The following is a 2,662-nucleotide window of genomic DNA, read 5'->3' on the forward strand; positions in this document are numbered from 1 at the left end:
CTCGTAATGGCATTCACTCCGGGCTTTGCGGACAGGCCCCTTCGGACTATCCGGAGATGGCCGAGTTTCTGGTGCAAATCGGCATTCAGTCCATGAGCCTGAATCCGGATACGGTACTGGCGACGACCTTGCATGTGCTCGACGTGGAAAAAAAGCGGAGCGGAGGGGCATGAAGGTCAACCCGGTATTACTGGTGATTTTTGACGGCTTCGGTCTCAATCCCAATCGCGCTTTTAATGGCTGGGCACAGGCGCACACGCCGCATCTTGATCACTATTTCGCCAGTTTCCCCCATACCGCCCTGCAGGCTTCGGGACGGGCAGTGGGCCTGCCGGACGGACAATTCGGCAATTCGGAGGTGGGTCACCTCACCCTGGGCTCGGGGCGGATTCTCCTGCAGGATCTGGTGCGCATTTCCGATAGCCTGGCGAACAACAGTTTTGCGCGGATTCCGGCCTGGCAGGATATGCTCAGAGACGCCAAACGCCTGCATCTGGTAGGCATGGTCTCCGATGGTGGCGTGCACTCCCATATCGAGCATTTGCTGGGTATCCTGCCGCTGGTGGTGGCAAGGGGTGTGGAACCGCTTATCCACATGATTACTGACGGTCGTGATACGGCGCCGCAGTGCGCCGACCTTTACGCCCGTCAGGTGGAGGAAACCCTGCACAAGCTGGGGAAGGGCCGCATTGCCACCGTCTGCGGGCGCTATACGGCCATGGACCGCGCCGGATACTGGGACAGGACGGAAAAGGCCTGGGCCGCTCTGTTGCGCGGGGAAGGACTCACTGCGGACAGTGCTGAGGCCGCCATCCATGCGGCCTGGAAGCGCGGTGAGGGGGATGAGTTCATTCCGCCCACCATCATCGGCGATCCGCAACAAAACCGCATAGCCGCCGATGAGCCGGTCTTCTTCTTTAACTTCCGCTCGGATCGCATGCGTCAGTTGAGTGCGGCCGTCGCCATGCCCGACTTCAAGCACTTCGACCGGCAGGGCGAGGCCGCCAGACGTGCCCTGTGCATGACCTCCTACAACGACGAGTATCCCTTTCCAGTCCTTTTCCCCCCCGAAATTCCCGACAGGGTCCTGGCCGAAGTGATCAGCGACGCCGGTCTGAAGCAGTTCCACTGCGCCGAGACCGAGAAATACGCCCACGTGACCTATTTTTTTAATGGCGGGCGGGAAGACCCCTTTCCGGGTGAAGATCGCGAGATCATCCCCTCACCGCAGGTGGCCACCTATGACCTGAAGCCAGAGATGAGCGCGCCTCAGGTGGCGGATCGGATTATCGCGGCACTGGAGAGTGGTGATTACGCCTTTGTACTGGTGAACTTTGCCAATGGTGACATGGTCGGCCATACCGCCAAAATCCCCGCCATCCTGCGCGCGGTGGAGACCCTCGACCTGCAGTTTCACCGGGTGCTGCAAGTGGCCCGACAGCAAAACTTCAAGGTCATCCTCACCGCCGATCATGGCAATTGCGACGAGATGGTGGACCCGGTCACCGGCGAGCCACACACCCAGCACACGGTGTATCCGGTGCCCATGCTGCTGATCGGGGAACCGGGCGCGCGCCTGGGTATCGGCCGCGGCATCGCCGACATCGCCCCCACCATCCTGGAGCTCATGGGTCTGCCGCAGCCCAAAGAAATGACGGGACATAGCATCCTCCTCAAAAACTGGCTCGCCTGAAAGCACTTTCCTATCAGAACTAAGGAGAACACGTTATGCGTGCCAATGATCGCGTCAACGAAATCGCTCAGCTCACCGAACGTCTCAAAGACAAGTATCCCGCCGAAATCAATGCCTTCCTCGGTTTTATGGGGAAGACCGAGGGTAATCCGGCCCTGGGCAAGGCGCAGAAGGAACTGATCAATGTAGCACTGTCCGTTGCCGCCCAATGTGAATGGTGTATTGCCCTCCATGTCAAAGGCGCCGTTGCCGCCGGAGCCACCCGCGATGAAATCATGAGTGCAGGCTTTTTAGCGGTGCTCATGCATGGTGGCCCGGCGCTCATGTATCTAGTGCGCCTGACCGAGGCCGTCGATGCGTTTTTGCCGGAAGAAAGCCATGGATAAGGCACAAATGGCGGCCATGCTCCGCGACATGTTGCGCGCAAGGGCCTTTGAAGAGGCGGCGGCACAGGGCTACGCCCAGGGCAACATCGCCGGCTTTCTGCACCTGTACCCCGGTGAAGAGGCCGTGGCGGTCGGTGTGCTGCATGCGGCTGAGCCGGGCGACTACGTGGTCAGTACCTATCGCGAGCACGTCCATGCCCTGGTGCGCGGCATTCCGGCACGGCAGATCATGGCCGAACTGTACGGCAAGAAAACCGGGGTCAGCGGCGGTATGGGCGGCTCCATGCATCTTTTCGATAAGGACCGGCGCTTTCTGGGCGGTTACGCCATCGTCGGTGAGACCTTCCCCATTGCTTTGGGCGCGGGCTACGCGGTGGCCTATCGTAAACTGCCCGAAGCCGTGCTCTGCTTCTTCGGTGATGGTGCGGTAAACCAGGGTACGTTTCACGAATCCCTGAACATGGCCGCCCTGTGGAAACTGCCCATTTTCTTTGTCTGTGAGAACAACCATTATCAGATCGGCACCGAGATTCACCGGCACTCCGCCGTCACCGAGGTCTACAAGCGCTGTCTCTTATACACA

At 59.9% G+C, this 2,662-nt stretch carries 4 protein-coding genes; all 4 read left to right on the plus strand.

Annotation, left to right across the window (positions count from 1 at the left end; genetic code table 11):
* Positions 1-11: 11 nt before the first annotated feature.
* The gene (locus tag Q0C48_RS10940) at positions 12-173 is read left to right on the plus strand and encodes a putative PEP-binding protein (RefSeq protein ID WP_291524290.1); all 162 of its coding nucleotides are present in this window, start codon (positions 12-14) and stop codon (positions 171-173) included.
* A complete protein-coding gene (gene gpmI / locus Q0C48_RS10945) occupies positions 170-1,693 on the plus strand; it encodes a 2,3-bisphosphoglycerate-independent phosphoglycerate mutase (protein ID WP_291524286.1) in 1,524 nt (507 codons plus the stop codon). The genes Q0C48_RS10940 and gpmI overlap by 4 nt, the downstream gene beginning before the upstream one ends.
* Before the next feature lie 35 nt (positions 1,694-1,728).
* Positions 1,729-2,079: a carboxymuconolactone decarboxylase family protein gene (locus tag Q0C48_RS10950; RefSeq protein WP_291524287.1), complete on the plus strand. Its 351-nt coding sequence runs from the start codon at positions 1,729-1,731 to the stop codon at positions 2,077-2,079.
* The coding region (locus tag Q0C48_RS10955) for a thiamine pyrophosphate-dependent enzyme (protein ID WP_291524289.1) at positions 2,072-2,662 on the plus strand (591 nt) is incomplete at its 3' end. The genes Q0C48_RS10950 and Q0C48_RS10955, both read left to right, overlap by 8 nt.

Origin of the sequence: Acidithiobacillus sp. (genome assembly GCF_023255755.1) — a bacterium.
GTDB lineage: Bacteria > Pseudomonadota > Gammaproteobacteria > Acidithiobacillales > Acidithiobacillaceae > Acidithiobacillus.

Bases quoted from the DNA above. Each gene is read 5' to 3' on its own strand.
- gpmI (WP_291524286.1), top strand. From the start codon at position 170: ATGAAGGTCAACCCGGTATTACTGGTGATTTTTGACGGCTTCGGTCTC.
- Q0C48_RS10950 (WP_291524287.1), top strand. From the start codon at position 1,729: ATGCGTGCCAATGATCGCGTCAACGAAATCGCTCAGCTCACCGAACGT.